We start from the raw sequence: 26,674 nt of genomic DNA on the forward strand, positions 1-26,674 counted from the left end.
TTATTATGATTCCTGATAATGAATGACAAAAATGCAGGAGCTATATCTGATTTGATATAACACAGGTATATAACGGTTTGCCAATGTTTTATATAACTCCAGCCAGGTTTACGATTACAAAGGTACTATGAAATTCGATTTTACCTAAATATAATTCTGAATAAAATCTTGTTTCTACAATTCAATCTTTAGAATTTTTGTCGAATCATTTTTTGTACGAGTTCAGGATCGTTCGTAGTAATATAATCGGCTCCATTATCAATGCACCACTGAATTTCTTCGGGATCGTTTACGGTCCAAATATTGACTTTGAGACCCAGATCATGTAATTGCCGGATCCAGCCGGGGTTTTTCTTGAATACATTGATATGGTAGTCGGCTCCCGTACCTCCGATGCTTTTTAGTACTTCGGGAGAAACACCATTTAAATAGAGAATAGGGCATTTGGTTTGTTTTACCAGTTCGTCAAAAGCATTTCTGGAAAATGTAATATAAGATATTCTTTTTTCCAGATCTTTTTCCTTTACCATATCGAGTATCATTTTTACCGCTTCTTTCTCGTGTTCTCTGTTTCTATGAGGTTTTATTTCCAGAACCAAATCTATGGTAAGGTGTTTTGCCGCATCGAGATATTGAGCTAATGAAGGTAAGAACTCTCCGTTTTTTAGCTTTTGATGAAGTATGGTGTCGGATGAGCAGGTTTCTATAAGATAGCCGTTTATTTTGTCATCGTGGTTTACCACCAATTTTTTATCGGCTGTCAGCCATACATCAAATTCAGTGGCATCACATTTAATCGAATCTGCCATTTCCAGAGACTTGATGGAGTTTTGAGCCGAACCTTCGACATTCCAGTATCCCCGGTGTGCGACCACTTTTACCTTAGCTTCTGCAATGCCTGTCATAAGATATCCTGTCAAAAAAATGAATAATAATTCTCTTTTCATGTGTTTATTTAATGTTTTGAGTTATTTGTCAAATGTAATAATCGTACTTCCCGGAAAACGACAATGGAAATAAATAGAGTCGTTCATTATTCTGAATTTTGTCCCCGAAGTATTTTCGATAATATTCATTTTTTTATTTTTGGAATTTTCAGGGATAGAAATACTGAAATTACCGTTTGCATTATTACTGAAAAAAATAACCTTTTTACCATCGATAAATCCGTCATAAGCAAATGCGTGCCTGGTATCGAGCCGGGCTTTTGTGAACCAGGTATAAACGCCGCTCCATGAATCGTGATTCCCCATAAACCGGTATGTATTACCTATAAGCTTATGATAGCATTTTGTCCATGAGTTGCCTATGAAAATGATGTCATCTCCCGAAAGTTCGTTATGCGCTCCCAGGCCCCGGTTAAGAAGAAAAGAGGCCTGAAAACACGAGTCGCTTTTTTCAATATACCTGTTGAATCGCGGAAAATCTTTCTTTTTAAATCTGTCTACATTATTTATCTCTGTCCAGTGTGGGTATTTGCCGGAAGGAGTAAGAAGATACCTTTCGTCATTGAACATAGATTGCATCCCGTAATATTTTAATATTTTGACCGGCATTTTGTTGATATAATCGTGTGACAAGTCTACCTGTATGCTGTTGCCGATTATCGTGTAAATTACATTTTCAATACATAATGTATCGGTAAATGATACTATTCCTTTTTGTGTCTTTGCGCTTACAGGATTAAAAATATGATTTTTTACTTCAAATTCAATTTTTTGTGCTACCAGCATAGTGTCGGAAGTGATACGGTGGTCATCGGCATATAGTTTTACCGAAAAAGTTTCTGCTGTTTTTGTCTGTTCATCCGTAAACAGATGGTTGCCTCCGCACCATCCTCCGTCCTTAATGTAAAAAGGGCCGATATTGTCGCTGTAGTGAGCCTCATTGGCAATGATAATATTTACCGAATCGGAAAGAATAGAAACACGGTAGAACGTAAACAGATCGTTAGCCATACATTTTTTGAACCAGTAGTTGATTTCATGATGCTCGTCTATTCTGGAAGATATATGTATATTTTCTCCAATCTTCCTTACTGTACTTGAGTTTTCCTGAGAATAGGCCAGCAGGGGAAGAAATATAAACAGCATATATATAATCCGGTTCATTTATTTTGTCAACGTTTTGATGTTCCTACGGGAAATTATATGACGTGCCAGGCGGTCCATTATTTTCTTATCTTCCGGCGAGGTCGATTTGTACATGTCTATAAATCCTTTACTTCCGGTATAGTAAGCAATAGCCGAAGTCTGGAATACTTCATGCCTTTCGAATGCCTTTATATAAGCCAGCATCCGGTCATAAGAAGAATCTTCCGAATCATAGAGCGCGTGGCTGTCACATTCGAATTCCATCGCCATTCCGTTTTTCCGGGCGAGTTCGCAAGCCTCGTCCAGGCGTGAATCGGGAATAGTCTTTGTGAAGAAATGGTTGGGTTGCTGATATGCAATGTCGAAGCCTAATTCTTTCCATTGTTCATATCCCTTGGCTTTCCAATACGGTATCCAGACGAGTTCTTTTTTTTGAGAATGAATGTATTGACTTACGTATTTAGAAAGGTCCTTGCAGGTTGCAATATCCTCATCTACCCAGTAAAAACCGGTAAGTTCCAGATTCTTGAATTCAGCCTTTTTGAAACGGTACATTAATTGGTCTATATACCATTTTGCTGCTTTTATTTGATCTGCCTGAAGATTGAAATCGAGCGAATCTCCGTCTATGGCTCCCCAGTCTTTTTGTTTAGGTAGAGGAATAGCAAGTCCTAAAACTATTTTATGTTTAAAATTCGGTTTACCGATATTCTTCTTTTCATTTTCTATACATTGATCCAGTGCGTCCAAGGCTTTCCCTTTTTCAAACACTCTTTCGATAAGCCATTCCCATTCGGTTTTGCGGGCTTGTTTACTGGCATATCCATAAGCATAATTATAGCCTTTTCCATCGGCAAATTCAAGAAACAGAAAGCCGTCGAACAACCAGTCCTTGGTTCCGTCTGCAAATTGATGAGTTACGTAGGGAATGAATTGATCGGGGGTCCAGTCGATTCTTTGTGTACCTCCCTGATATATCAGGGCAAGATCCCTGATCTGGTTGGTTTTATATTTATTTTCTTCATAGTTCCGGGCCTCTGTTTTGTGGAGGGGTGCTAAAACAGCCAACCCCCCTATAATAAGCATTACTATCTTTTTCATATTAGGTGTTTTTATTTTAAACGTTATTTTATTCAGGTATAGAGATCATTACTATCGTACAATTACTTTTTGGGCTTTTCCATCTGCGACGACCATATAGATCCCCGGAGAACATTTTACTCTTCTGGTATTCTCACTGACTGCGATCCCGTTCAAAGTAAAAACTTTTATAGATTTGACGGCTCCTGATACGTATAACTCTCCGAACCCGCCGATTACGGTGATATTGTTTGTTGTATTGATTGTTTCATTGTCTGTGTGCCGTTTCCGTCTTTCCAGTATATGATTCGCTATCTTATCGAGAATAAGAGTGTTCTCGATATATTCTGAATTATACATGTCGAGTATTGCTTTTGTACCGGAATAATAGGCTATGGCCGATTGTTCGAATACGCCGTATTTATCGAATGCGTCGATATAAGTCTCCAGTCTGGTATAATACGAATCTTCTTTTTCATATAATACGTTGGCATCGAACTCCATTTCCAATCCCATATCGAATTGTTTTGCGAGGTTGCATGCGTCACGTAAACGGGCGTCAATTACGGACGTATTAAAAAAGTGGTTGGGTTGTAAAAAAGCAATATCGAATCCCAATTCTTTCCATTCATACAATCCTGGGGCGTTCCAGTATGGAATCCAATAGAATCGTTTACCTAGTTGATGAATATATTCACTTATATATTTAGGCAGATCTCCACACTTGGCAGTACTCTCCTCCAGCCAGTAGAAGCCTACTAGTTCAAGATTGTTGTATGCACCTTCGGAAAACCGTTTCACGAGTTGGTCTATATACCATTTTGCCGCTTTTATCTGATCATTTCTGGATGTGAAATTTAATGTCTCTCCGTCAAGACTGCCCCAATCGGTTTGGTCGGTAATAGGGGAGACTACCCCAAGCACGATTTTATGTTTGAATGACGGTTCTCCGATGATTGTTTTATAATGTTCAATACACGAATTTAATGCATCGAGAGATTTCTCTTTTTCAAATATCCTGTTGAGTAACCATTCCCAATCGCTTTTCCTGGCGTTTCGAGTACCGTATTTGTATCCGAATGCTATTTGCCAGTTGTCGGTAAATTCGAAAAAAAGAAAAGAATCGAAAAACCAGTCGGTACGTCCGTCTGCGAAAGTGTGTGTCACATAGGGACGCAGGTCGTCTTCCGTCCACTCCGGACGATGGGTTCCCCCCTGATAAATGAGGGCCATGTCAGATACGACATCTGTCGGATAAGCGGCAGTAGCAGCAACGGGACGAACAAAACAGATACCAATTATGGCAATGAACGATATATATATTTTTTTAATTCTTATAATGCGCATTATTCTTATTGATTAATTATTGTTTTCAACAGAGGTAACATGACTTTCACATATTGTTTAAATCCGCAATCCGTGAAATGAATCCCATCTACGGTGAACTCTTCGTCTTCAGGTGTTAAAGATGTTCCCTTTACTAAGTAAATATTTTTAAGTCCTTTTTTCTTTAACAAAGAAAATATCTTGTTTATAGCATCATTTTTTTCCTGTATCTCCCGTGCTATTTTATTGTCGAAAACAGAATGAGTAAAAATAGGATCCTCGACAAATATTAAAGGGACATCAGGATGTGCGGTTCTTAATATTTGTACGAATTTTTCAGTCTTTTCCACAATTTGTTCGGGAGAAGCGTTAGGAACATAATCCAGTATGTAGGCAGAAGCATCCACCTCCGCCATCATTTTTGCGACTTCATAATCTATGAAAGCGTTTCCACTGAATCCCAGGTTAATAGTTTCTATCTCCAAAACCCTTCCGATGATATTTGTAGCAGCCATTCCGGGACGCGATGCACATGCGCCCTGCATGATGCTGCTTCCATAAAATACGACAGGTTTTTTACCGGCAGGTGACGGAAGCTCCGGTTGCTCTATATAAGATAGGGGATCGATCCCGATTTGCAACGACGCAACGCCATCGTATAGCGGAAGATAAAGCATATATTCCCGGTCGACAGGATTCATGCCGTTTATTATTTTCCATGTGTTTATTTTATTATCGGAGGGCTGTGCACTGTTTACAAATTTCCATTTACCATCCGTATAACAATAAAGGTCGAGTCCTCTGACTCCGACAGGAGCCATGTGATTCATGTGATTATTAAATTTGTTTTCCCATTTTACCGAAATAATGGAAGAGTTGGAACGAAAACGCACGGCAATGCCGGCTGAATTTTGTCCCAGATTCCATACAGCTTTTCTGGTAGATGATTTTAGAAAATCGGGAATACGGGAAAATTCAGGTGCGGAATCATTATATATTTTTCCGATAATACGGAATTGTGATGCTTCGACGTATTTTAGCGAATCGCTTCCGGGTGTTTCAGGTATGTGCAATTTATTTCCTGAAGCGTTGAAAACAGATAATAATATTATTAATATGATCTCGATGCGTTTCATGAAACTATTATTTTGTCGAAAGTGTCATAATATTTACTTTTTCCACCGGTTTTAGTACATCGTTTACTTTCCAGCATTTGTCTTTTTTGATACTGAGAGGGATAGTTGCTTTGAAATCCCGGCTTGATGATCCGAAAAAGAGCATATATTTCCCTTTTGATGTATACCATGCCGAGTTATTCTCGTCGAATGAAGCTAAGTCGTAATCTGTAAATTGGAGTTCTATTATTTGACTTTCTCCTGGTTTCAACTCTCTTGTTTTTCCAAAGGCTTTTAGTTCCGCACTGGGTTTTGTGACCGGGGATGCAGGTGCGGAAATATATAATTGTACTACCTCTTTTCCCGATGTGTTGCCGGAGTTGGTTATTTTTATGGTTGCGACCCATTTGTCATTCTTTCTTTCGATTTTTGGCTGGCTGAAAGAAAATTGAGTATAAGACAATCCGTAGCCGAAAGGATATGCGATATCTACGTTTGCTGTATTGAAATACCGGTAACCTATCCAGATGTCCTCTTCATAATTTGTATAGTCGAAATCTTTTCCACTTTTGGTTTGTCCTACTATGGGGAAGTTTCTGGATGAAGGAATATCAGAGTAATCTACAGGGAAAGTCATAGGAAGTTTCCCGGAGGGATTGACTTTTCCACTGATTGCATCGGCTATAGCGTTCCCGCATTCCTGTCCCGGGAACCATGCCAGTAAAATGGCATCCGGTTTATCTTTCCAGGAGTTCATTTCCATTACCCCGCAGACATTCATTACTACGGCAACTTTCTTTCCGAGGGAATGGAAACGGTCTATTACTTGTTCAATCATGAATTTTTCTGCTGAAGCAAGATAGAAATCTCCTTCAAGCCGTCTGTCCGATTCTTCACCTGAGCCCCTTCCGATGACTATCAGGGCAATATCGGAATTTCTGGCCTCCTGCTCAATTATGCTTTCTGCTTTTGACAGATTCATTTCAGGAATGACAGTCCCGTTATATGAAAGTTTTTCCCAGTCCGTACATTCAGGGTGTTTGTCCAGAAAATCGTTCTGGAATTCTACATATTTCGTATAAAGTCTTTTTAATCTGCCGTTGAGTTGATAACCCGCATTCTCGAGTCCGGTCGATATGTCTATTATATGCGCTTTATTTACATTTGATGATCCCGTTCCTCCGGCGATGGACTTGTAGGCTGTAGCACCGAATAGTGCTATCTTGGTGTTTTGAGATACAGGCAGGAAAGAACTGTCGTTTTTTAATAATACCATTCCTTCGGCAGCTATATGACGGGCCAGTTCCGCATTTTTTTGGAGATCGGGAGCCTGATTATATTTCCAGCCGTTATAGGAAACGGATTTGAGAATAAGTTCCAATAAGTTTTTCACACTATTATCTAAAATCGCTTGACTGATGCGTCCATCTTTAACGCCTTTGATAATTTCGTCTATCTGGGATTGTTCCCCCGGCATCATAAGGTCTGTTCCTCCGTTCAGCTGATCGGCTGTATTCCGTTTTTTGTACCAGTCGGTCATTACCAGTCCTTTATATCCCCATTCATCACGAAGTATAGTTTTGAGCAGTTCAGGATTCGCTTGAGTATATTTGCCTCCAATTTTGTTATAAGAACCCATAACGGTCCATGGATCGGAGTTTTTAATGCATATTTCAAATCCTTTGAGATAGATTTCCCGTAATGCACGCTGGGAGATGCGCGCATCATTATAAAGTTTTCCGGTTTGTTGGTTGTTCGCTACAAAATGTTTCAGGCTGGTTCCTATTCCTTTTTCCTGGATGCCTTTGATCATGGCCGATCCCATAATACCCGAGAGGTAAGGATCTTCGGAGAAATATTCAAAATTACGGCCACAGAGCGGATTACGCATGATATTGATACCAGGAGTAAGTATGATATCGACACCATAAGCGTTGGCTTCATCGCCTATGGCACTTCCTTCCAGAAATGCAATGTCCTTATTCCAAGTGGCAGCTAATGCCGTGGTAGAGGGGAAACAAGTGCAATACGTGGTATATTGTTTATTGGATGATTCGGGAGTAATTCTTACTCCAACCGGGCCATCCGCCAAATTGATAGAAAAAATCCCGAGGGAATCGATGGAATAGGTATATCCTGCAGCTCCCGGGACTATATGGCTTATACCGGTATCACAACCTTGCGATCCTACTAATAGCCGGGCTTTTTGCTCTAAGGTGAGACGGCTTATAATGTCGTTTATATTTTTATTATCAAGTTGCAAGTTATTATCGGCAAAGATATTGCCAACAGAAAAGAGGAAGGTGTATAATATCGGGATTATGGCCTTTTTCATAATGGATAAACTGTCTTGTAATGAGTAATGAGATCAAGGAAAAGAGGTTGCAGAGAAGAAAATTCGGCAACCTCTTCTTTTTTATTTGTTCTATGAAATTATCGATATTTTATCGAAAAATATTTGAACCGAATATCGTTTTTATTTAACGATTACTTTGGTTACATTACCATCGGTTTTAACAATATATATTCCGGGAACACATTTGACATTATCGTTGTTGCGGCTGACAAGAACACCACCTGTTGTATATATCTCGATCGAGGATGCTTCGCCTTCGATAATTATTTCTCCTTTGCCGCCCATAACAACCGCCTTATTGTCCGCAGCAAGATTATCAACTCCATCGGTACCTTTTACAGTCAATAAATATTTTGCCAAGTATCCTTTGGGATAATACTGATAAATATAGGCTTGGGTGGAGCTAATCACTTCTGCTGTCAAATGATTTCCAAAGTAAGCATTGTTTATATACATAGGATTGCCGTCGTCTTTTTGTTCGGAATATTTTGTAGCGACTCTTACCGATTCGTCACTGTCTTCATTTTCGGAGGTTTCTTTAGTGGCTAATTTAGATATGGTAAATCCGTCAGCATTGTTTGCTCCTGAGGGATATACAATATATTTTTGTTCTCCCATTTTGAAAATGTAGAATCCGGCGCATCCGCTGTGGCGTGGAGTTATGAAATATGAATCGTGTACCCAGTTCTCATCTTCATCTAGCGACAATCTCTGAATGGAATTGCAATTGGTTGCTGTATATAACGGGCTTAATATAGCCAGATCTTCTACGTCTTTCCAGCTCGATATGATTGAAGTAGAAGCAAATTGTCCATTAACTTTGAACGGGCTGAAGTATGAATAGTTGTAAGTATTGGCTACATCTTGCTCTCCGTTTATAATAGGAATTTCATAGATAAAAGGTTGCCAGGCAACACCCATATATAATATACCGCCTTCTGTTTCGTCAAGTACATTTCCCCTGACATGTCCCCAAAAATCCAGGCGTCCTTTCGGTATACCGCTTAACGGAATATCTTTTACAACTGAACGGTCAGCAGAGATAATTCTTATCTCGTTTCTCGTATTGACATAATCGGTATTAAAATCTCCGACACGTACAATGATGTTGCCTGCATCATCGAAGGTGAGGTTTGTCCCTTTACCAGACGCTAATTCGTCTATTTTTCCTGTTTTGTCCCAAACTTCGATTTTTCCTGTTTGTTTGTTCTGAAGGAAGAATTTATCACCCATACCAAAACCTTGTCGTGCTTCCAGTTCCAAGGGAGCCACGTCAGTGTTCATCCATTCCATAGTAAGATTTGAGTCCATTACCGACTTTGCATTTGCGGACGGAGTCAAAGCGAAAATACCGGTTAGCATTAACGCTGCAGTGAGTAATTGCTTTTTCATTACATTAAAATTTAAATTAAACATTATGAATCGTTCCGATTCAATTATTAAACCCTGAATCATTTTATTATTAGTTTTATTATTTTTCTTGCCGTTTTATTTGTTACCGATACCGTGTAAAAACCCGGAGTTAAAGATTGTGTCGGTAGTGCGAGCAAGGTTTCTTGATTTTCATTTTTTATATTGTTTATCAATTGTCCGTTTGCATTGTAGATATGGATTTCGGCGTTGCAGTTGAGAGACAAATATGCTTGTTCTCCACTCTTTACAGGATTAGGATATAGATTCACGTCATTATCCGGAACCGGTTCAACAGCGTCAGATCCATGCTTTACAGTTACAGGAATTGTTGTTGTCAATGCGCCTAATGACGCAGTTAGCATGTGGGTTCCTGTTCCGTTGCACAATACGGTAGTACCGTTTTCTTGGATTGTTCCCAATTCCGAACTACACGAAAGGATAATGTCTTCTACGTTTGTATCGATTAAAAGCCCTTGTGCATTGTAACCGTATATAACAGGCGAATAAGTATCGTTGTAATTAACTACTTTCATATAATCGGCAAAACGGATTTTTGCTATTGTTTTATCTTGGGTGGCCGGAGACGTAATAAAAAGACCGTTCTTTACGGCTCTCAGATTTCCCTCGCTGGGGATATTCCGTACACCCAGTTCTTTTACATATAAAGTGGAAGAACCTCCTCCATCGAAATTTAAAGCCTCTACACATCCCAGGTTATGCATGATCGCAGCCAGGTCTTTCGAAGGTACACCTACCGATACTCCCGGTTGCCGGCCGTCTACAACGAGTAAAATTATTTGAGTGCCGTCCGAATTATAACCTACAGCCGTACGCGGCTCCCGGTTGGGCAGATGATCCAGTAAACCTTGTGTTTCCAGTATTTTACCGTTTTGTAATAACATAGGACATCCTCCGCACATTTCTGTAATATCCGTCTTTATTACGTTATCGAAATATATGGTTGGAGTGACTTCGAATTCTTCTCCGGCTTTCATTTTTGCTATGATATCGGCGGTAAATCCGGTCCCTGATAAGACAAATCCATTTTCCGGAATAGACATATTTCCGTTATTCTTCACCGGAGCAACTGTTACGCGCATTTTGGTGGTTCCGTCCGATTTCAGGGCGCCGTCTACAGGAACAGCGCCGACTTCTACTCCGGTTCCTTTCGTTCCGGTGGTGCTTCCTTTGCGTGAGGTATATAATATTAATTCATTATCGCTGCGTACGGCATTGATGGCTTTGATGGAAGCTTGTCCCGCATTTGGAGATACTAATTTAAAGGTCGTATAAGGGGCTCCGGAATATAGATGTTTATCTTTGTCAATACCTATGGCATACCATCCGGTCCCTTTATAGCTCTTATAAAATTCTCCGTTTACGCATGTTGTTCCCACCGGTCCCATACCTCCGATGAAATCGGCATTCACGCCGGCGAAATAAATGTTCTCCGTATCATTTTGCGAAGCCGGCATATTCGGTACTGTTACATTGCTTGTCAGGTTGTCCTTTGCCATGATTACTTTTATATTTACGTTAGGATCGGTCAGGTCCGTGGTCGTATAGAATACGCGTAATTTTACAGGGCCGTTGAGCGACAGGCTTGTCTGTGTAGTTCCGGGACCAATAAGCACATGTGACAGGGTATCTACGCTGTATTCTACATTTTGGAGCTTCCAAGTTGTGGTAGCAAAAGAACTGAATATGATGCAGCTTACTGTAAGTAATGTCAAAGAATATTTGCTTTTCATGATTTTATAAATTAATTCTGATCCCTTGCAAAGCTTTTACCGTGATTTTGTTGCTGTCGGGCAATACTATTTCATGGTCGGTATTATCCATATTGACATAATATTGGACTCTCTTTCCGTTTGCGGTAATCCATTCGGACCCCGCTACAACGTTCATTTTCCCGAATCCGGGAACGTTTACCATAGGATTATCTCCTCCCGGTATGATTTCTTTTATGTATCTTCCTCCGACGAAAACGTCATGTTGCTTTTTACGTAGATTGGAGAGTTCTTTTAAGAAATCAGCTTCTCTTTTGGCTTCGTCTTTCATTAGCAGGGTAGGATCGACCCATCCTAATTGAGAACCGTATAAGAAGCATTGCATAGTCTGGTAAAGAAAATCCCCGCGATTTACTCTGTCGGTAGGAGAGTAAGTATAGGCCGCTGTTATAAGTCTGTCGGAATATACTATAGGAAATAAAGGTACTATTCTGCATCCGTCGTGCGGAGAGTTGACTGTAAGTAACAAGTCAAACATGTCAATATAACATTCGGCATTTTCTTCGCTGATAAGTATATTTCCCGGTTCTAAATGATGGTTACGGAGTGAATCCATTAAGTGGCGGTATGATTTATGCCAGTAATCGCCTCCGCCCCGGGCATGTCCGTGATTAGTCGCCCAGCATGGTTGAGGGGCGGCGGCAGCGATCTGGTCGATATAGACACCGTTGGTTTTTAATTCTTTCTGGATTTTTATGACGAGGTCGGTTATTATTCCCTGCCACAGTTCGGATGCCGGACAAGTTACGGTATTCAATACTTTTGATGTCGGATATATTTCGGTATAGAGCATTCCGTCCGGTTTCCTGCAAGAAGCCGATATTCCGTTCAGGGTCGAATAGCTGTCACTTGCCGGATCCCATAATCTTCCGTTAATATAAGGAACCGTATGGCATCCTCTTCTTTGTACTTCGGCTATCATATCTGCAAAACCTGCTTTTGCGGGAAAGTAGTCGGGGTAGTGAGTATCATAGGGATAATGATGCCAGAAATACCAATGGACAAATGTGTTTTTTCCGTAGAGGTCTATGGCTTTTTTTACAGCGTTTCTTACTGTATCGCTTACTCCTTTAGCCCGTATCCAGGTATCTGTATCCAATAGCCACTGTGGTATATTGCGCGAAGCTAAAGGTTTGTTCCCCCATTCGGTAGTGAACGTAAACGGACGATACCATTTTGTTGCAGCGTCCTGCCATCCGAGATTTGAATACCCGATAACGGTTGACCACGGAAGGGAAAAGGTCTTGCTTTGATGATTCGACCATCCTTCCGAAGCAACTACATCGGTGAGAAGAGTAACGTTATTATCGCTTACGGACGCTCTTAGGTCTTTACCGCAGGCATTTCTATCCTGTGTTGCATAATATAACGATCCGTCGGAATTATGGAGCAGCAATAATTGCATAGAACCTGTTACCGAAGGATAACTCGATGTATATACCTGAGGATTTTTCAGGTCATATTCTGCACCCCAGCCCGCTGAAGTTATTAATTTGGCCTTCTCGGGCCGGCCGACGGTTACCCGGGGGAATTGAGTGTTGCTTACTAACCAACCTTCGGGAGTTCCTGCTTGAATATCCCAATGGACAAGATCCGAATCGTCAGGTATGGAAATGATCATTATTACAGGTACTAAGTCGTCATAGGTAAGTCTCATATTCCAGTGGAAAGAGATTGCCATGTGACCGTCTTTCTTTTCCTTTGACCATCCGGTATATTCTCCGTGAGATGGAAAAAGTACGGGATTTTCTCCCTGGGGACCTTTATATGTAAGAGTCCAGGGAATAGTATTATTTCCCTTGTTTAATATTAATTCTTTCCCATTGAGGGAAAATTTAGAAATATCAAAAATTTTACCCTTGGGAAATTCTATTCTCACTTTACTGTTCTGCATAATTAGGGTCGAGTCTGTTTCGGCAATCTGTGTGCCGTTGGCCTGACCCCATACTGCAGCAATGTTCATGAGAAAGACAAGAATGAATATGTAGACTCGTTTCATTATCATGTGGAAATTTATGAATATCATATAATATCAAATTAATAGTCGGGATTAGTTAAATTCGGGTCACGGTTCGTTTCGAGACGCGGAATAGGCCACCAGGTAAATTTGGGTTCCCAATACCTGTTCCTGTCCCTTACCCTGAGTTTATCTTTGTAACCTTCATAGGAAGGAATATCATTTAAGTCGTGCCGATCATCGGTTTTGAAATAAGGAATGTCGGTCGCCTCCAATCCTTCATATCTGATTTCCGGTTTAGGCTGACCGTAAGTCGGGTGTTCGTTAAGCATGTCTCCAATACCCCAGCGGCGAACATCTACGAACAATAATCCTTCAAGAACAAACTCGACTTTGCGTTCACGCCGTACCAATTGGCGTAATTTGTTTTGATCTCCCTTTATAGCATCCGGAACGAGGGGCATTCCGACACGTTTACGGACTTCATTAATCGCCGAGTATACGGAGTCGTTTAATTCGTTAAGTTCTATCTTTGCCTCTGCATAAGTCAGAAGTATTTCGGCATAACGCATGAGTGCCAAATTACTGGAAGAACTCATGAGCTGCTCGGTATTTTCGTCGGCATATTTACGCCATAAATATCCTACCCCATTATTTACGAGAGAGGGACTGGTTGTGACAACGTCTACGTTTGCGGCATTGTACCATTTGCCTTTGCGAGGATAGAACTGGGTTTTGTCATCGTATATATTAAGAATAAGTTTTAAGGGATTTTGGCCGTCGGTATTGGTATAATTCACTGTATCGCCGTGTCCGGCCAAAGTGGCATTGAAACGTGGGTCTCTGTTCCGGGTCGGATGTTTCGGATCGTAAAGCGGAGATTCATCTATGCGTTTTCCGTCGATACATTCGTAAGTATCTACGATCAATGAGCTGGGGAAACGTACCGATGATCCATAGTTCCGGGACGAATGCCCGTAACCTACCGTATGTAATTTTTTTGTACCGTTAGTAGAATACATAAGTTCCCATAATAATTCATCCCTTACATCACTTTTAGCTTGACCGGAAAGATTGAATAAGTCGGAGAAATTTTTTGCCAGGTGTCGTTTTCCCATAACTTTGCTGGCAGCGGAAGCAGCTTCTCTGAAATAGCTTGCTCCTTTATTGGATATATTGAAACTACCACCGAACAGACCTATACGGGCGATCAAGCCGTATGCAACGGATTTGTCTACCCGGCCTCGTTCCCCTCCGGTCCAGGGAAGATGATCGGCTGCTTCGTTGAGATCTTCGATAAGGAAATCTATTATATCTCCTTTGGGGGTACGTCCGGCGGTATATTGCTCCGGCGTTACTGGGGCGGTAAAGAATGGTACGTCGCCGAACGCCGATACGAGATTATAATAGGCGTAAGCTCTTAGTACACGGGCTTCTGCATAAAACTGTTTAGCTGTATCGCTCATCATTGCAATGGCATCTTTTGCACCGTTTATTACCGAATTAGCCCGGGCTATTATTTTATATTCACCGCTCCAGAATGTTTGGATTTTACCATTGTCCGGATTCAATGTTCCTCCTGCTCCGATGGATTTGTTTTCGTCCTGTTCGAGCCCGTATGCCGTATAATGGTCAAGAACGATACAAGCCGGTACCAGCCAGTTCATATCGAAATACAAAAGAGGGTAAATACCTGTTACTCCTTCCTTTAATCCTGCTTCTGTCGAATAGAAACCTTCGGCATCGTAGGCCGGGTTGGTTTGATCGAGAAAATCGGAACATGAAGAAAATCCCATGGCTATAAAAAAGATAGTTATCAAACTATATAATATTGTCTTTTTCATCTTTTTTCTAATTATTAAAATTCTACATTAAGTCCGAACAAAAAGGTTTTATTCAATGGATAGCAGCTTACTCCCGACCCGATGCTGTTTTCAGGATCGAATCCTTCATAGAAGTTATTTTTTATTGTGAACAGATTTTGTGCACTGGCATAAATTCTCACTTTGGACAAGGTTGCTTTTTGTACCCATTTAGAGGGAAGGGTATATCCTATCACTATGTTTTTTAAACGGCAGTATGCTCCGCTTTTCACCCAGAAACTGGATATCATATTGTTTGGATTTGTTCCGCTGGGGTCTTCGAGCAATAACGGGAATTTGGCATTACGGTTATCTTCTGTCCAGTAATCCAACTGGTATTTATATATCGTATAATTACCGGATAAAGCCCGGGCTCCTGCTCCGGAATAATATACATCCTTTTTACCCACACCCTGAAAGAATAGTGAAAAGTCCAGACCTTTCCAGTCTCCTCCTAATGTCAGTCCGAATTCATATCGCGGAGTGGGGTTACCTAATATGGTCTTGTCGTAATCATCAATTTTTCCGTCCGGTTTACCGTCTTCTCCGCTAATATCCTTATATTTGATATAGCCGGGTTCTACATTTTTTGGGTTTCCGCCATATACCGGAGAGCTGTTTATTTCGTCTCTGTCCTGGAAATAACCATCGGCAATAAATCCGTACCAGGAGTTATACTGTTCGCCTTCTTTAGTTATGGTTGTAGTTCCTACATATTCTTTTCCGTATAAGTCGATTACTTTATTCTTTACATCGGAGAGATTTCCTTTTACATAATAATTGAATTTACCTATACGGTCATTCCATGATATGGAAAGCTCCCATCCGTTGTTTCTCATGGAGCCTGCATTTGTCCAGGGTGAAGTCATTCCCACGAATAGAGGGACGGGGAATTGCTGCAACATATTGGTAATATTCCGGATGTAATAATCGAAAGTCACATTCAGGCGGCTATTTAATAATCCTGCATCGATAGCCGCATTAAATTGTTTTGATTTTTCCCATGTGATGTCCGCATTCGCTAATTGTATTTGTGCAACACCGGACGATAATTGTTTGTCAAACCAATATCCGTAATCTGCGGCACTTCCTATGGATGAGGCATATGGATAATAACCGCTAATGGCCTGGTTACCTAATTCTCCGTAGGATACCCTGAGTTTCAGATTATCTACAACTTCTTTTGCCGATTCAAAGAAACTTTCTTCGGATATTCTCCATCCTGCAGATACCGAAGGGAAAAAGCCCCAGCGATGTCCTTTTTTGAATCTGGAGGTTCCGTCATAACGTCCGTTGACTTCCAATAAATATCTGTTATCGAACGCATAATTTACTCTGAAAAAATAGGATAGCATGGCCCATGCATATTTCGAACTGGAATTTGTCATGGTTTTGATATCGCCATTTACCAATTCTTCATATCCGTCGTAATAATAATTTTTACGTCCGGCGATTAAATAGTTGTAATTCAATTCTTCACTTTGGAATCCGAGTAATATTTTTATGTTGTTTTTATGAAAATCTTTCTCATAAGTACCTTGCAGATTATATTGTTTGGTAACGCTTTTTGTTCTCTGCTCCGATTTCGATGAGCCTGTAGTCGGAAATGCTCCTTTTGATACTCCGTTTTCAAATACTTTGTAGGGGGTTACAAAAGCGTTGGTTTCACCGTCTGCGCGTTTCCATGTGTATGCTCCGAAGATATTGAACCCTTTGAAAGGATCGATGGATACTGTCGTTCGGGCGGTGTATTCAGGAGCGGTACTGTTACTTGTGCATCCGCATCGCACCATGGCGATGGGATTTGTACCGTTGATACCGTTACCCCACGTGCCGTCGGCATTGATACCCGACATGATAGGAGTCATCGTCAGCGCTTTTCCTATAATATTGGCCGCTGTTTCCATTACGGGGGCTTTTGCCGTAGATTGGCGTATTCCTACATCTACTCCAACTTTTAACCATTTGTTAACTTTCGTATCGGTGTTTACACGAAGAGAAGTACGTGTAAATTTATTATTATCGATTAGTCCGTCCTGAGCGAAATATCCGGCTGAAGCGAAAAGTTTTACTACGTCATTTCCTCCGCTAAGACTAAGTGAATAGTTTTGAATGGCCGCACTTTCTTTGATAACTTCTTTTCTCCAGTCCGTGTCGTAGAAGTTGATATTATCTACTCCGCCGTTTTTGTATATTTCAATAGTATTGGTATATAATGGGTCCTGATGTGCGTTACTGCGTGCCACATCTACGGCTTGCATATATTCTATTGCTGTAGTTGGGGTAGGCAGAGTCGTGGGTTCATTAAATCCGGCGTAGCCGTTGAATGTTATTTTTACTTTCCCTTCAGCCCCTCGTTTGGTTGTCACCAATATTACTCCGTTCGAGGCTCTGGAACCGTATATCGAGGCCGAGGATGCATCTTTTAATACGGTAATGGATTCTACCGAATTCAGGTCGATACGGTTCATATCTCCTTCTATCCCATCGATTAATATTAATGGAGCCGTCGATGAATTAAGAGAACCTAACCCCCGGATCTTGAGAGAAGCGTTGTCCGCCCCCGGTTGCCCGGAAGATTGAACGGCTGTAAGTCCCGGAACTAATCCTTGCAGTGCGGCGGAACCGGTAGAAACGCTGCGTCTGAGAATTTCATCACTATTGACACTCTGTACTGATCCAGTAAGATTTATTTTCTTCTGTGTACCATATCCTACGACTACGACATCGTCTAACTGAATGTCGGATCCCAGTAAAGTAACATCTTTTGTTTCTGATTTATTCACTTTGACTTTCACGGGTGCATAGCCTATATAAGCATAAGTTAGTGTCGTGGGTTTTGTTAATTGCAATTCGTAGTTGCCGTTTATGTCGGTAGAAGTTCCGGTGTTGTTATTATCGGACATGACGGTGGCTCCGATCAGCGGTTCTCCATCATTTCCCTTGACGGTTCCTTTGACGGTATAGGTCCCGGCAGATGGAGTTAAAGCGGGAGTGTTTACAGATGCTTGAGCACCCTTTTGAGAAAGTACAATCTGTTTCTGCCCGCTAATTTTATATGAGATGCGGGTCCCTCTGAATAAATTCTCAAGAGCAGCTTCAATAGGTTTATTTACTGTTTTGAAGCTGACTCTTTTAGTCAGGTCAGGTAAATTCTCTGCATAAAAGAACTTATAATCGGTGCTTCCTTCAATAATTTTGATTGCTTGTGCAATTGTCTTATCCGTAATATTGACCGAATACTGAGCATTTGCTGGATAAGCAATAAATAATAATACTAAAAGGCTCAATAGCTTGAGTGCCTTTGAATTAAAATTTTTCATAGGCTTAATTTCTGGCTTAAATATTGGCTGATTGTTTTTTTGAGTTATAATTTTTTAGCTCTTTATTTTGAGTTGAAATGATTATTATGGAGTCGGTTATCGTATACATAAGAGGATAACTCAGGCTTATGATGTGCATGACGTTATTCAACGAATTATTTTGAATAGTCCCGGTAAATTTCATGTTTTTCAGTCTTTCGTCTTTAATATTGATCTTTACGTTATACATTCTTTCCATGGTTTGTGCGATAGAAGAAAGAGGTTCTGCATCGAAAATAAGCTGCCCCGATCTCCAATAGTCTGCGACAGAAATATCATCGACAGTAGATGATTTGATAGTTTGACGTTTCAGATTATAGGTGGCTACATCTTTAGGATAGAGTGTTATACTTTGTTTTTCACTGTATACTTTAACCTTACCTTTGGCCAGGGTCGTAGTGATGATACTATCGGTAGAGTAAGCTTTTACATTGAATTCGGTTCCTAATGCTTCTACTTCTATCCCGTTGCATGAAACAATAAATTTTTTATCAGGATTTTTAGCAACTTCGAAATATGCTTCTCCATCTAAGTCAATGGTTCGCTTTTCTAAATTATAATCGCCTGTAAATGATATTTTAGATGCCGAGTTGAGATATACTACTGTGCCATCTGCCAGACGTATGTGCCCTTTTTGTCCTGATGCTACTTCAAAACTGTAGATATTATTTTTTGCACTTTCTTTATTACCAATGAAATGATTATTGTATAATAATATGAGAGAAATAAAAGTTGAGCATAAAATAACAGCTATGAAAGCTGCAATTTTTAATATGTAATGGCTCTTGTGTTTATGGATGCATTGGGGGATTGATATATCGTTAGGTTCGGATTTTAAATGGGATTGTATATTATTCCAAATGTTTTTTTTGATCGTATTATCGATGTCGTTGGAAACGCTTTCCCATACTTCTTTGCTTGTCTGTTCGGCCTCTTCGGAGTTAATCCATTTTGCCATTTCGGCACGTTCTGACATAGAAGAAGAACCTGTAAACAGATTTGTAATCAGATATTTTATACGTTTCCTATCCATTCCCTGTGATTTATTATATATTATATATATTCATAATACCTATAAAAGGATTACAACAAAAAGAAATATTTTAGAAAATTGTTGAAGAGAGTAGTATGATAGTTATAAATATGGATCCTATTTTGGATTTCAAAAAGCTCACCGTGCGATGTATTTGAGTTGAAACTGTTTTTTCTGAAATGGATAGTTTTTGTGCAATTTCTTTATTTGACAGGCCATGGCTCCATCTCATCAGAAAAATTTTACGGCGGGCTTCAGGTAATTCTACCAGTAAAGAAAGAATTTGTTGTTCGATCATATCCCGGGAAAGAGTTTCCTCAATTTGTGGATATTCCTCTTTTTTTGTCTCCTCTTGTATATAAGCGGCGTAATTCTTCATGATATTCAGCCGACGTATTTCCTGGAATAGTAAATTTCGGGAGATAGAATATATATAACCTTCTATATTTCCATCTGTATTCAGGTTATTCCGTGAATTCCATAATTGAAGAAATGTGTTTTGTGTAATATCTTTCGCGATATCGGGGTTACAGATGAAAGAATTTATATAGTTGAAGATTTTTCCTACATAGCTATTGTACAGAGACTCAAATGTATCTATATTGCCCGAGATAAAGGATTCTATATTGATTTGTTTATTCATTAGTATTTAAATAGGAAAGGTAGCACAATGCAAATATAATAAATATTTTAATTAATTGCTTTAATAATGAAATTATTTTATTATTATATGCGATGTTATTAAAAATAATTTATAATATTGGTCTGTTAAAACGAATAATAATAATAAATTTGTATATGAAAATAAACTATATTATGCGAAAATCAAAAATTTTATTTTTTGTAGTTATAATGTTATTTGAGTGGAGTATTATGAATGCGCAAGATACACTGAGACTCAGGGTAATGACATATAACATAAGATTCGGAGAACTTGCGACAGTTGATCGGCTTGCCGAACATATCAAATCTTTTAAGCCTGATTTTGTTGCTTTGGAAGAGGTGGATGTAAATACTGACAGAAGCCTTGCTCCGCATCAGAATGGGAGGAATATTATTTCGGAACTGGCAGGAAAAAGCAATATGTTCGGTCTTTATGGAAAGACAATTAATTTCAACAAAGGCTATTATGGCATAGCGATACTCTCCAGATATCCTTATATCCATGTCAATAAATTAAATTTACCGAATCCTCAGGGCACCGAACCTCGTGTTCTTCTTGAAGCTCTGTTTGAAATAGGCGAGGCTGACACGATTATTTTTGCAGCCACACATCTGGATGTGAAAGATGAAAAGACACGCCGGTTGCAGGCAGAATATATAACAGATTATTTTAAAAAATTTTCTTGTCCTGTTATTATAGGAGGGGATTTCAATGCAAAACCGGATTCTGAAACCATAAAGGGGATCATGTCTTCTAACTGGTTCGATGCTACTGATTCGTCTTTGACATTTCCTGCCCGGGAACCTAAAATAAAGATCGATTACATATTCGCCCGTCCTGAAAAAGGATGGAGTCTGATAAAGAGCCAAGCGGTTCGATCGGAATTATCGGACCATAGTCCGATTATCTCGGACCTGGAATATGTCAAAAAGTAAAATTATGGTTCGATTTTTTTATATTGATAAAATTTCTGTTTTTAATAGGAAATAAAATAGTATTGTTTTTAAGCTTTAAAATAATCTCTGCTACAGTACTCTGGAGCAGAGATAAATATGCTATATAATATGGTGTGTGTTTGTAAAGATATATCTTATTATATATGTGTTTAAATTTTGTTTTGATTGAGCGATAACATCTCTTCAATGAAATTCCGGTTGTTATTAAGCCGGGGTATTTTATGTTGTCCTCCCAGTTTTCCACGTTCCCGCAGCCATTCATTAAATATGTCTTTCCGGGCGGGAATCACTTCAAGCCGGCCTAATGCGATATCTTTGTATCGTTTGGCTTCATAGTCGGAATTAAGCATCTGCAGGTTTCGATCCAGTGATTCTGCAAATGAGTCTAGTGATTTAGGCATTTTCTCAAATTCTATAAGCCACTGGTGCCGTCCTTTGGTTTTTCCTGACATGTATATGGGTGCAGCCGTATAATTTATGACAGTTGCTCCTGTTTCTGCACTTGCACGTGCAATTCCTTTTTCTGCATTATCTACCATTAGTTCTTCTCCGAATGCATTGATAAAGAATTTGGTACGTCCTGCAATGATTATTTTTAAAGGATTTATGGATGTGACTTTTACCGTATCGCCTGTGTTATATCTCCAGAGTCCGCTGTTTGTCGTAATTACCAGTGCATAGTGCCGGTCGGGTTCTGTTTCCCAAAGAGGATAGATGCGGGGAGATGGCTTGTTTATATCTTCCAGCGGAATAAATTCGTAAAATATACCCAAGTCTATCATTAGCAACATTGCCGGATCGGTAAAATCGTTCTGTACGGCGAAGAAGCCCTCTGAAGCATTATAAGTTTCCACGTAGTGCATTTTTTCCGTTGGGATGAGTTCTTTATATTGTTCCCGGTACGGGTCGAAACTGATACCTCCATGAAAGAATACTTCGAGGTCGGGCCATACTTCGGACAGATATTGTTTTCCAGTTTTCTGCAATATTAATTTAATGAGAACAAGGAACCAGGAGGGAACCCCCGACAGGTTTGTGACGTGTGCATGAATAGTCGCATTTGCGATGGATTCCAGTTTGCTTTCCCATTCCGACATTAAAGCTATTTTTTTACTAGGCGTACGTATGAAATTAATCAAAGGATTGATATTCTGGATAAGAACGGCGGACAGATCTCCGCAGTCTGCATATCGGGATATTGAACTTACTTTGTGGCTGCCTCCCAGAATCAGGCCTTTCCCGGATAAAAAACGACTGTCGGGATTGTTGCGCAGATATATAGCTACGCAGTCTTGTCCACCTCTGTAATGACACTCTTTTAAGGCTTCTTTACTAACAGGGATGAATTTGCTTTTATCGTTTGTCGTGCCTGAAGATTTTGCGTACCATTTAATTCTTCCGGGCCAGATAAGGTTCTGTTCTCCCTGATGCATACGTTTTACATAAGGTTTTAAACCTTCATAATCTATGACAGGAATGCGGGAAGTAAAAGCGGAATAATTTTTTATCGAGTTGAATTCATATTGGCGACCTATCTCTGTCCTCTTTGCCTTGGCAAGGAGGTAAGAAAGCTGCTGTCGCTGTATCTCTTCTCCGTTGCGGGAATAAAGATCTATTTTTTTTAATCTGTCGGCATAAAGATATCTGAGAATATTTGTTTTATTCATTTGCTTATAGTGTCATTTATTGACAAAAATACACAATTCTTTGTGCAATACAATTGATAACAAATAAATTTTGCTTTTGGTTAAATAATAGATTGGAGATTGGTATTAAAGTAGAAAAGAAGTTCGTAGTTATGAAAGAGTTGTCGATTGTACCTTTTCCCCGAAAAGAGAAATTATTCCTTATTCAGTTCGGCAAAGCCGGCGTGTTTTCTTCTTCGTGCAAAGTAGCATCATTGGGTAACTCGTCGATAGGAGTATTGTCGTTTTCCCCAGCCTCGTTTTTTATTACGGTGCGGGTTGCTATGACCGCATCATAATAGGTCTTATCGTTATGTAATTTTTTGAGAGCCATTCGTGCCGCATTTTGTTGCGATTCTTTTTTTGAATAGCCGATTCCTATGCCCCCTGACAATCCTCCTAATTGGGCTTGTGACTGAAAGACAGGATTATTGTCATGGTCTACGAAAGATTCTACCAAAGAAAATTCGATACTTATTTTTTGTTTCTGGCACCACTCGATCAGCCGTGATTTAAAATTAAATTCTTTTTTTGCTACTTTAGATAGATTGATATACGGAGCTATAACTCTTTCTTCTACAAATTTTTTACATACGTTATATCCCTGGTCCAGATATATTGCACCGATAAAAGCTTCGAAAGCGTTTCCGTACATATAATTATTGTGGGAATTGGTTTTCATTGACGAAATGATTAATTTGTCCAAACCTATTTGTACGGCTAGTTTATTAAGCGTTTCGCGTTGTACGATTTTGGAGCGCGTGTTGGTGAGAAAGCCTTCTTTTTTCGAATCGAATGTTTTGAATACAACGTCGGCGACAATAGCGTCCAGGATAGCATCTCCTAAAAATTCAAGGCGTTCGTTATTAATCCATCTTCCTTTCTCTGTGCGTATGGAGGATGAACGATGCAGACAAGCCTGTTCGTAAAGCTGTATGTTTTTAGGATAGAATCCCAATATGTTGTAAAAAAGAGTATAAGGCTCTTTTCGCCTGAGCATAAAGAGCCTTATACGGTTATAAATCGTTTTAAGCACGTTGTTATTTCACAAATTTCTTCACTATGATACATGCATTATGCCCTCCGAACCCGAAAGTATTGGAAAGAGCTGCATTTACCACGCGTTTTTGAGGTTTATTAAACGTAAAATTAAGCTTGTAATCGATTTCAGGATCTTTGTCATCGTCTTCGTGATTGATTGTCGGAGGAACAACATCCTCTTTAACGCTCAATACGCAGGCTAAAGCTTCTAATGCTCCGGTTGCACCCAGTAAGTGGCCGGTCATAGATTTGGTAGAGCTGATGTTTAATTTGTAAGCGTGATCTCCAAATACATCTTTGATCGCTTTAACTTCCGAAACATCTCCTACCGGGGTTGAAGTCCCGTGTACATTGATGTAGTCTATCTCTTCGGGAGCCATTTCGGCATCTTCGAGAGCATTTTTCATAACTAGCTTCGCGCCTAATCCTTCGGGATGTGATGCCGTAAGATGGTAAGCATCGGCCGAAAGACCTCCGCCAACTACTTCTGCATAAATTTTAGCGCCACGAGCCAATGCATGATCCAAGTCTTCAAGTATAAGACAGGCACTGCCTTCGCCCATAACGAAACCGTCGCGGGATGCACTGAATGGGCGGGATGCCGTTTCCGGTGAATCATTGCGGGTTGAAAGGGCGTGCATAGAGTTGAATCCGCCTACGCCTGCCGGAAATATAGCAGCTTCGGCTCCGCCGGTTACGATTACATCTGCTTTTCCTAAACGTATATAGTTAAAGGCATCGATAATAGCATTGGTTGAAGATGCGCATGCCGATACAGTAGCAAAGTTCGGCCCCATAAAACCGTACATCATAGAGATGTGTCCGGCTGCTATATCCGCGATCATTTTGGGTATGAAGAATGGATTGTACTTAGGACCGAGTTCGGGATTTTTTGCATATGCTCCCGCTTCCAGTTCAAAAGTATGAATACCTCCGATACCTGCTGCGAATATTACGCCTACGCGATCTTTATTCACTTTTTCCAAATCCAGACCTGAATTTTCAATTCCTTCTTTGGCTGCTACAACAGCATATTGCGAATAGAGGTCGAATTTACGCGCCTCTTTCCGATCGAAATAAGCATTGGGGTCAAAGTTCTTTACTTCACAGGCAAACTGTGTTTTGAACAGTGACGCATCAAAATGAGTAATAGGTCCGGCACCACTGACTCCGTTCAGCATGGCTTCCCATGTGGAAGCTACATTATTGCCTAGCGGGGTGATTGCTCCCAGACCTGTTACTACAACTCTTTTTAATTCCATAAGAATAAAAAATACAATTACTTCGCGTTAGCTTCGATGTAAGCGATGGCATCTCCTACTGTACCGATTTTTTCTGCTTGATCATCGGGAATAGTAATACCAAATTCTTTTTCGAATTCCATGATTAATTCAACTGTGTCCAAAGAGTCTGCTCCCAAATCGTTGGTGAAGCTTGCTTCAGGTTTTACTTCTGACTCTTCAACTCCCAATTTATCAACAATGATTGCTTTTACTCTTGATGCAATTTCAGACATGATTTTCAAATTTTAATTAATAAATAAATTTACGTTCTTATTTTTTGCAGTGCAAAGAAATACATTTTTCTCCAAACAAAAAAAATATTTCTCCTATAAAATGACAAAAATTGCACATAATATTGTGTTGTGTGCAATTTTTAGACTTGATTTGTCCTTTTTTTTACATTTTTTTATGTAACCAGGGGTGTCTCTTATGTTTTATAACCATGTTGGATGAGACATGTTTTTTTTGGTTTCGCTTTATTTTCAATCTTTTATCGGGAGGGAAAATCCTAATGCAAGTAATTTTTCTTTTATATGATCGGGTGCATGTACTATATTATATGCGTTGAACTCTCTTCTGAGCGGATAATTATTACGAAAATCTTCGAATAATTCAGGGTGATCTTTGAGCTTTTGGCTTTCTGTATTCGGATTGTAGGTATATATAACCGCATCCGCCAATGCTTGAGTCCCTGATAAAGATAGGTCCGGATATACTGGTGAGGGTGGTTTTATAGCTGAAGTGTCGATAGAAATTCCTGTTTTTTCATCTATTGCCTGTACTATCATGCGTGTTGCAGTGGATTTACCGTCGGCGGAATATCCTGCGATATGCGGGGTTGCTATAAATGCTTTTGCCAGCAATTCGAGGTTTATATCGGGTTCATGTTCCCAGCAATCAAGTATGACTTCAGATATCAGCCTTGTATCGAGAGCGTGTAACAAAGCGTGGTTGTCTGTTACTTCTCCTCGCGAACTGTTGATGATAACAGGACGCTTGGCCAGAGAAGCTAAAAATTTTTCATCTGCCAGGTGCCAGGTCTTATCTGTTCCTGATAATATAAGGGGGGTATGAAAGGTAATAATGTCGCATTCCTTCGCTATTTCGAAAAGGGGAACAAATGCTTTTTCTCCTTCTTTGCGGGCACGGGGAGGATCGTTCAATAAAACTTTCATGCCCATTATGCGACAATATTTGGCGACAATACTTCCTACGTGTCCCACTCCTACTATTCCTATAGTCATATCTTGTAAGGAGCGGCCTGTATGCCGGGATAGAAGCAATAAAGAAGATAATATATATTGTCCTACCGAAGAAGCATTGCATCCCGGTGCATTTTGCCATGTAATGCCATGTTCTTGGCAATAGCCGGTATCTATGTGGTCATATCCGATAGTTGCCGTTCCTATGAATCGGCAACGACTGTTCCCGAGTAATTGTTTGTCGCAACGGGTACGGGTGCGGATAATAAGAATATCGGCGTCATGTACTTTATCGGCGGTTATTTCCTGTGGCGGATAATATGATATGCGTGCGTAAGGTTCTAAAATACCTTTGAGATATGGTATTTTGCTGTCGGCTATAATCTTTAATCGTTTCATGACCTTCAGGTTCTATCATTTTGTAAAGGCAAATGTACTTTATTTTATGTAAGGGGC

General features: G+C 39.9%; 19 protein-coding genes. 1 reads left to right on the forward strand and 18 read right to left on the reverse strand.

Features of this window, described 5'->3' with window-relative positions:
• Positions 1–188: 188 nt before the first annotated feature.
• The 13 genes from OCV73_RS08570 to OCV73_RS08630 all read right to left on the reverse strand — a co-directional run bounded on the left by OCV73_RS08570 (position 189) and on the right by OCV73_RS08630 (position 20,030).
• The gene (locus OCV73_RS08570) at positions 189–947 is read right to left on the reverse strand and encodes a glycerophosphodiester phosphodiesterase family protein (protein WP_147551316.1); all 759 of its coding nucleotides are present in this window, start codon (positions 945–947) and stop codon (positions 189–191) included.
• 21 nt (positions 948–968) lie between these two features.
• Complete coding sequence (locus tag OCV73_RS08575; RefSeq protein ID WP_147551318.1) at positions 969–2,111, reverse strand: hypothetical protein; 1,143 nt, start codon at positions 2,109–2,111, stop codon at positions 969–971.
• Positions 2,112–3,194 (reverse strand): DUF4855 domain-containing protein, encoded by a 1,083-nt coding sequence (locus tag OCV73_RS08580; protein ID WP_147551320.1) that lies wholly within the window; start codon positions 3,192–3,194, stop codon positions 2,112–2,114. It abuts the gene before it with no gap.
• A gap of 51 nt (positions 3,195–3,245) precedes the next feature.
• On the reverse strand, positions 3,246–4,520 hold the full coding sequence (locus OCV73_RS08585; RefSeq protein WP_147551321.1) for a DUF4855 domain-containing protein: 1,275 nt from the start codon (positions 4,518–4,520) through the stop codon (positions 3,246–3,248).
• A gap of 5 nt (positions 4,521–4,525) precedes the next feature.
• Complete coding sequence (locus OCV73_RS08590; protein ID WP_147551323.1) at positions 4,526–5,635, reverse strand: SGNH/GDSL hydrolase family protein; 1,110 nt, start codon at positions 5,633–5,635, stop codon at positions 4,526–4,528.
• Positions 5,636–5,642: 7 nt separating this feature from the next.
• A complete protein-coding gene (locus OCV73_RS08595) occupies positions 5,643–7,949 on the reverse strand; it encodes a beta-glucosidase (protein WP_147551325.1) in 2,307 nt (768 codons plus the stop codon).
• Between the two features lie 141 nt (positions 7,950–8,090).
• On the reverse strand, positions 8,091–9,362 hold the full coding sequence (locus tag OCV73_RS08600; RefSeq protein WP_147551327.1) for a hypothetical protein: 1,272 nt from the start codon (positions 9,360–9,362) through the stop codon (positions 8,091–8,093).
• Between the two features lie 59 nt (positions 9,363–9,421).
• Positions 9,422–11,134: a phosphodiester glycosidase family protein gene (locus tag OCV73_RS08605; protein WP_147551329.1), complete on the reverse strand. Its 1,713-nt coding sequence runs from the start codon at positions 11,132–11,134 to the stop codon at positions 9,422–9,424.
• Between the two features lie 4 nt (positions 11,135–11,138).
• Positions 11,139–13,178, reverse strand: coding sequence for a DUF6259 domain-containing protein (locus OCV73_RS08610; protein WP_449500942.1), 2,040 nt, complete (start codon positions 13,176–13,178; stop codon positions 11,139–11,141).
• A gap of 32 nt (positions 13,179–13,210) precedes the next feature.
• Positions 13,211–14,974, reverse strand: coding sequence for a RagB/SusD family nutrient uptake outer membrane protein (locus OCV73_RS08615; protein ID WP_147551331.1), 1,764 nt, complete (start codon positions 14,972–14,974; stop codon positions 13,211–13,213).
• A 14-nt stretch (positions 14,975–14,988) separates the two neighbouring features.
• Positions 14,989–18,315 (reverse strand): TonB-dependent receptor, encoded by a 3,327-nt coding sequence (locus tag OCV73_RS08620; RefSeq protein ID WP_147551333.1) that lies wholly within the window; start codon positions 18,313–18,315, stop codon positions 14,989–14,991.
• 16 nt (positions 18,316–18,331) lie between these two features.
• Positions 18,332–19,387, reverse strand: a complete 1,056-nt coding sequence (locus OCV73_RS08625; RefSeq protein ID WP_147551335.1) for a FecR family protein — start codon at positions 19,385–19,387, stop codon at positions 18,332–18,334.
• A 70-nt stretch (positions 19,388–19,457) separates the two neighbouring features.
• Positions 19,458–20,030 carry an RNA polymerase sigma factor gene (locus OCV73_RS08630; protein WP_147551337.1) on the reverse strand — a complete coding sequence of 191 codons (573 nt, stop codon included), beginning with the start codon at positions 20,028–20,030 and terminating at the stop codon, positions 19,458–19,460.
• Positions 20,031–20,203: 173 nt separating this feature from the next.
• Here OCV73_RS08630 and OCV73_RS08635 point away from each other — a divergent pair, with 173 nt between their 5' ends.
• Positions 20,204–20,986 carry an endonuclease/exonuclease/phosphatase family protein gene (locus OCV73_RS08635; protein WP_147551339.1) on the forward strand — a complete coding sequence of 261 codons (783 nt, stop codon included), beginning with the start codon at positions 20,204–20,206 and terminating at the stop codon, positions 20,984–20,986.
• A 170-nt stretch (positions 20,987–21,156) separates the two neighbouring features.
• On the opposite strand, the gene OCV73_RS08640 is transcribed toward OCV73_RS08635, so the two are convergent.
• The 5 genes from OCV73_RS08640 to pdxB all read right to left on the reverse strand — a co-directional run bounded on the left by OCV73_RS08640 (position 21,157) and on the right by pdxB (position 26,617).
• A complete protein-coding gene (locus OCV73_RS08640; RefSeq protein WP_147551340.1) occupies positions 21,157–22,674 on the reverse strand; it encodes a GH3 auxin-responsive promoter family protein in 1,518 nt (505 codons plus the stop codon).
• Positions 22,675–22,858: 184 nt separating this feature from the next.
• Positions 22,859–23,728: a ribonuclease III gene (rnc, locus tag OCV73_RS08645; protein WP_147551342.1), complete on the reverse strand. Its 870-nt coding sequence runs from the start codon at positions 23,726–23,728 to the stop codon at positions 22,859–22,861.
• A gap of 4 nt (positions 23,729–23,732) precedes the next feature.
• The gene (gene fabF / locus OCV73_RS08650) at positions 23,733–24,995 is read right to left on the reverse strand and encodes a beta-ketoacyl-ACP synthase II (protein ID WP_147551344.1); all 1,263 of its coding nucleotides are present in this window, start codon (positions 24,993–24,995) and stop codon (positions 23,733–23,735) included.
• A gap of 17 nt (positions 24,996–25,012) precedes the next feature.
• Positions 25,013–25,249: an acyl carrier protein gene (locus OCV73_RS08655; protein ID WP_147551346.1), complete on the reverse strand. Its 237-nt coding sequence runs from the start codon at positions 25,247–25,249 to the stop codon at positions 25,013–25,015.
• Positions 25,250–25,498: 249 nt separating this feature from the next.
• Positions 25,499–26,617, reverse strand: coding sequence for a 4-phosphoerythronate dehydrogenase PdxB (pdxB, locus tag OCV73_RS08660; RefSeq protein ID WP_147551348.1), 1,119 nt, complete (start codon positions 26,615–26,617; stop codon positions 25,499–25,501).
• Between the last annotated feature and the right edge of the window lie 57 nt (positions 26,618–26,674).

This window comes from Barnesiella propionica, assembly GCF_025567045.1.
Lineage (GTDB): Bacteria > Bacteroidota > Bacteroidia > Bacteroidales > Barnesiellaceae > Barnesiella_B > Barnesiella_B propionica.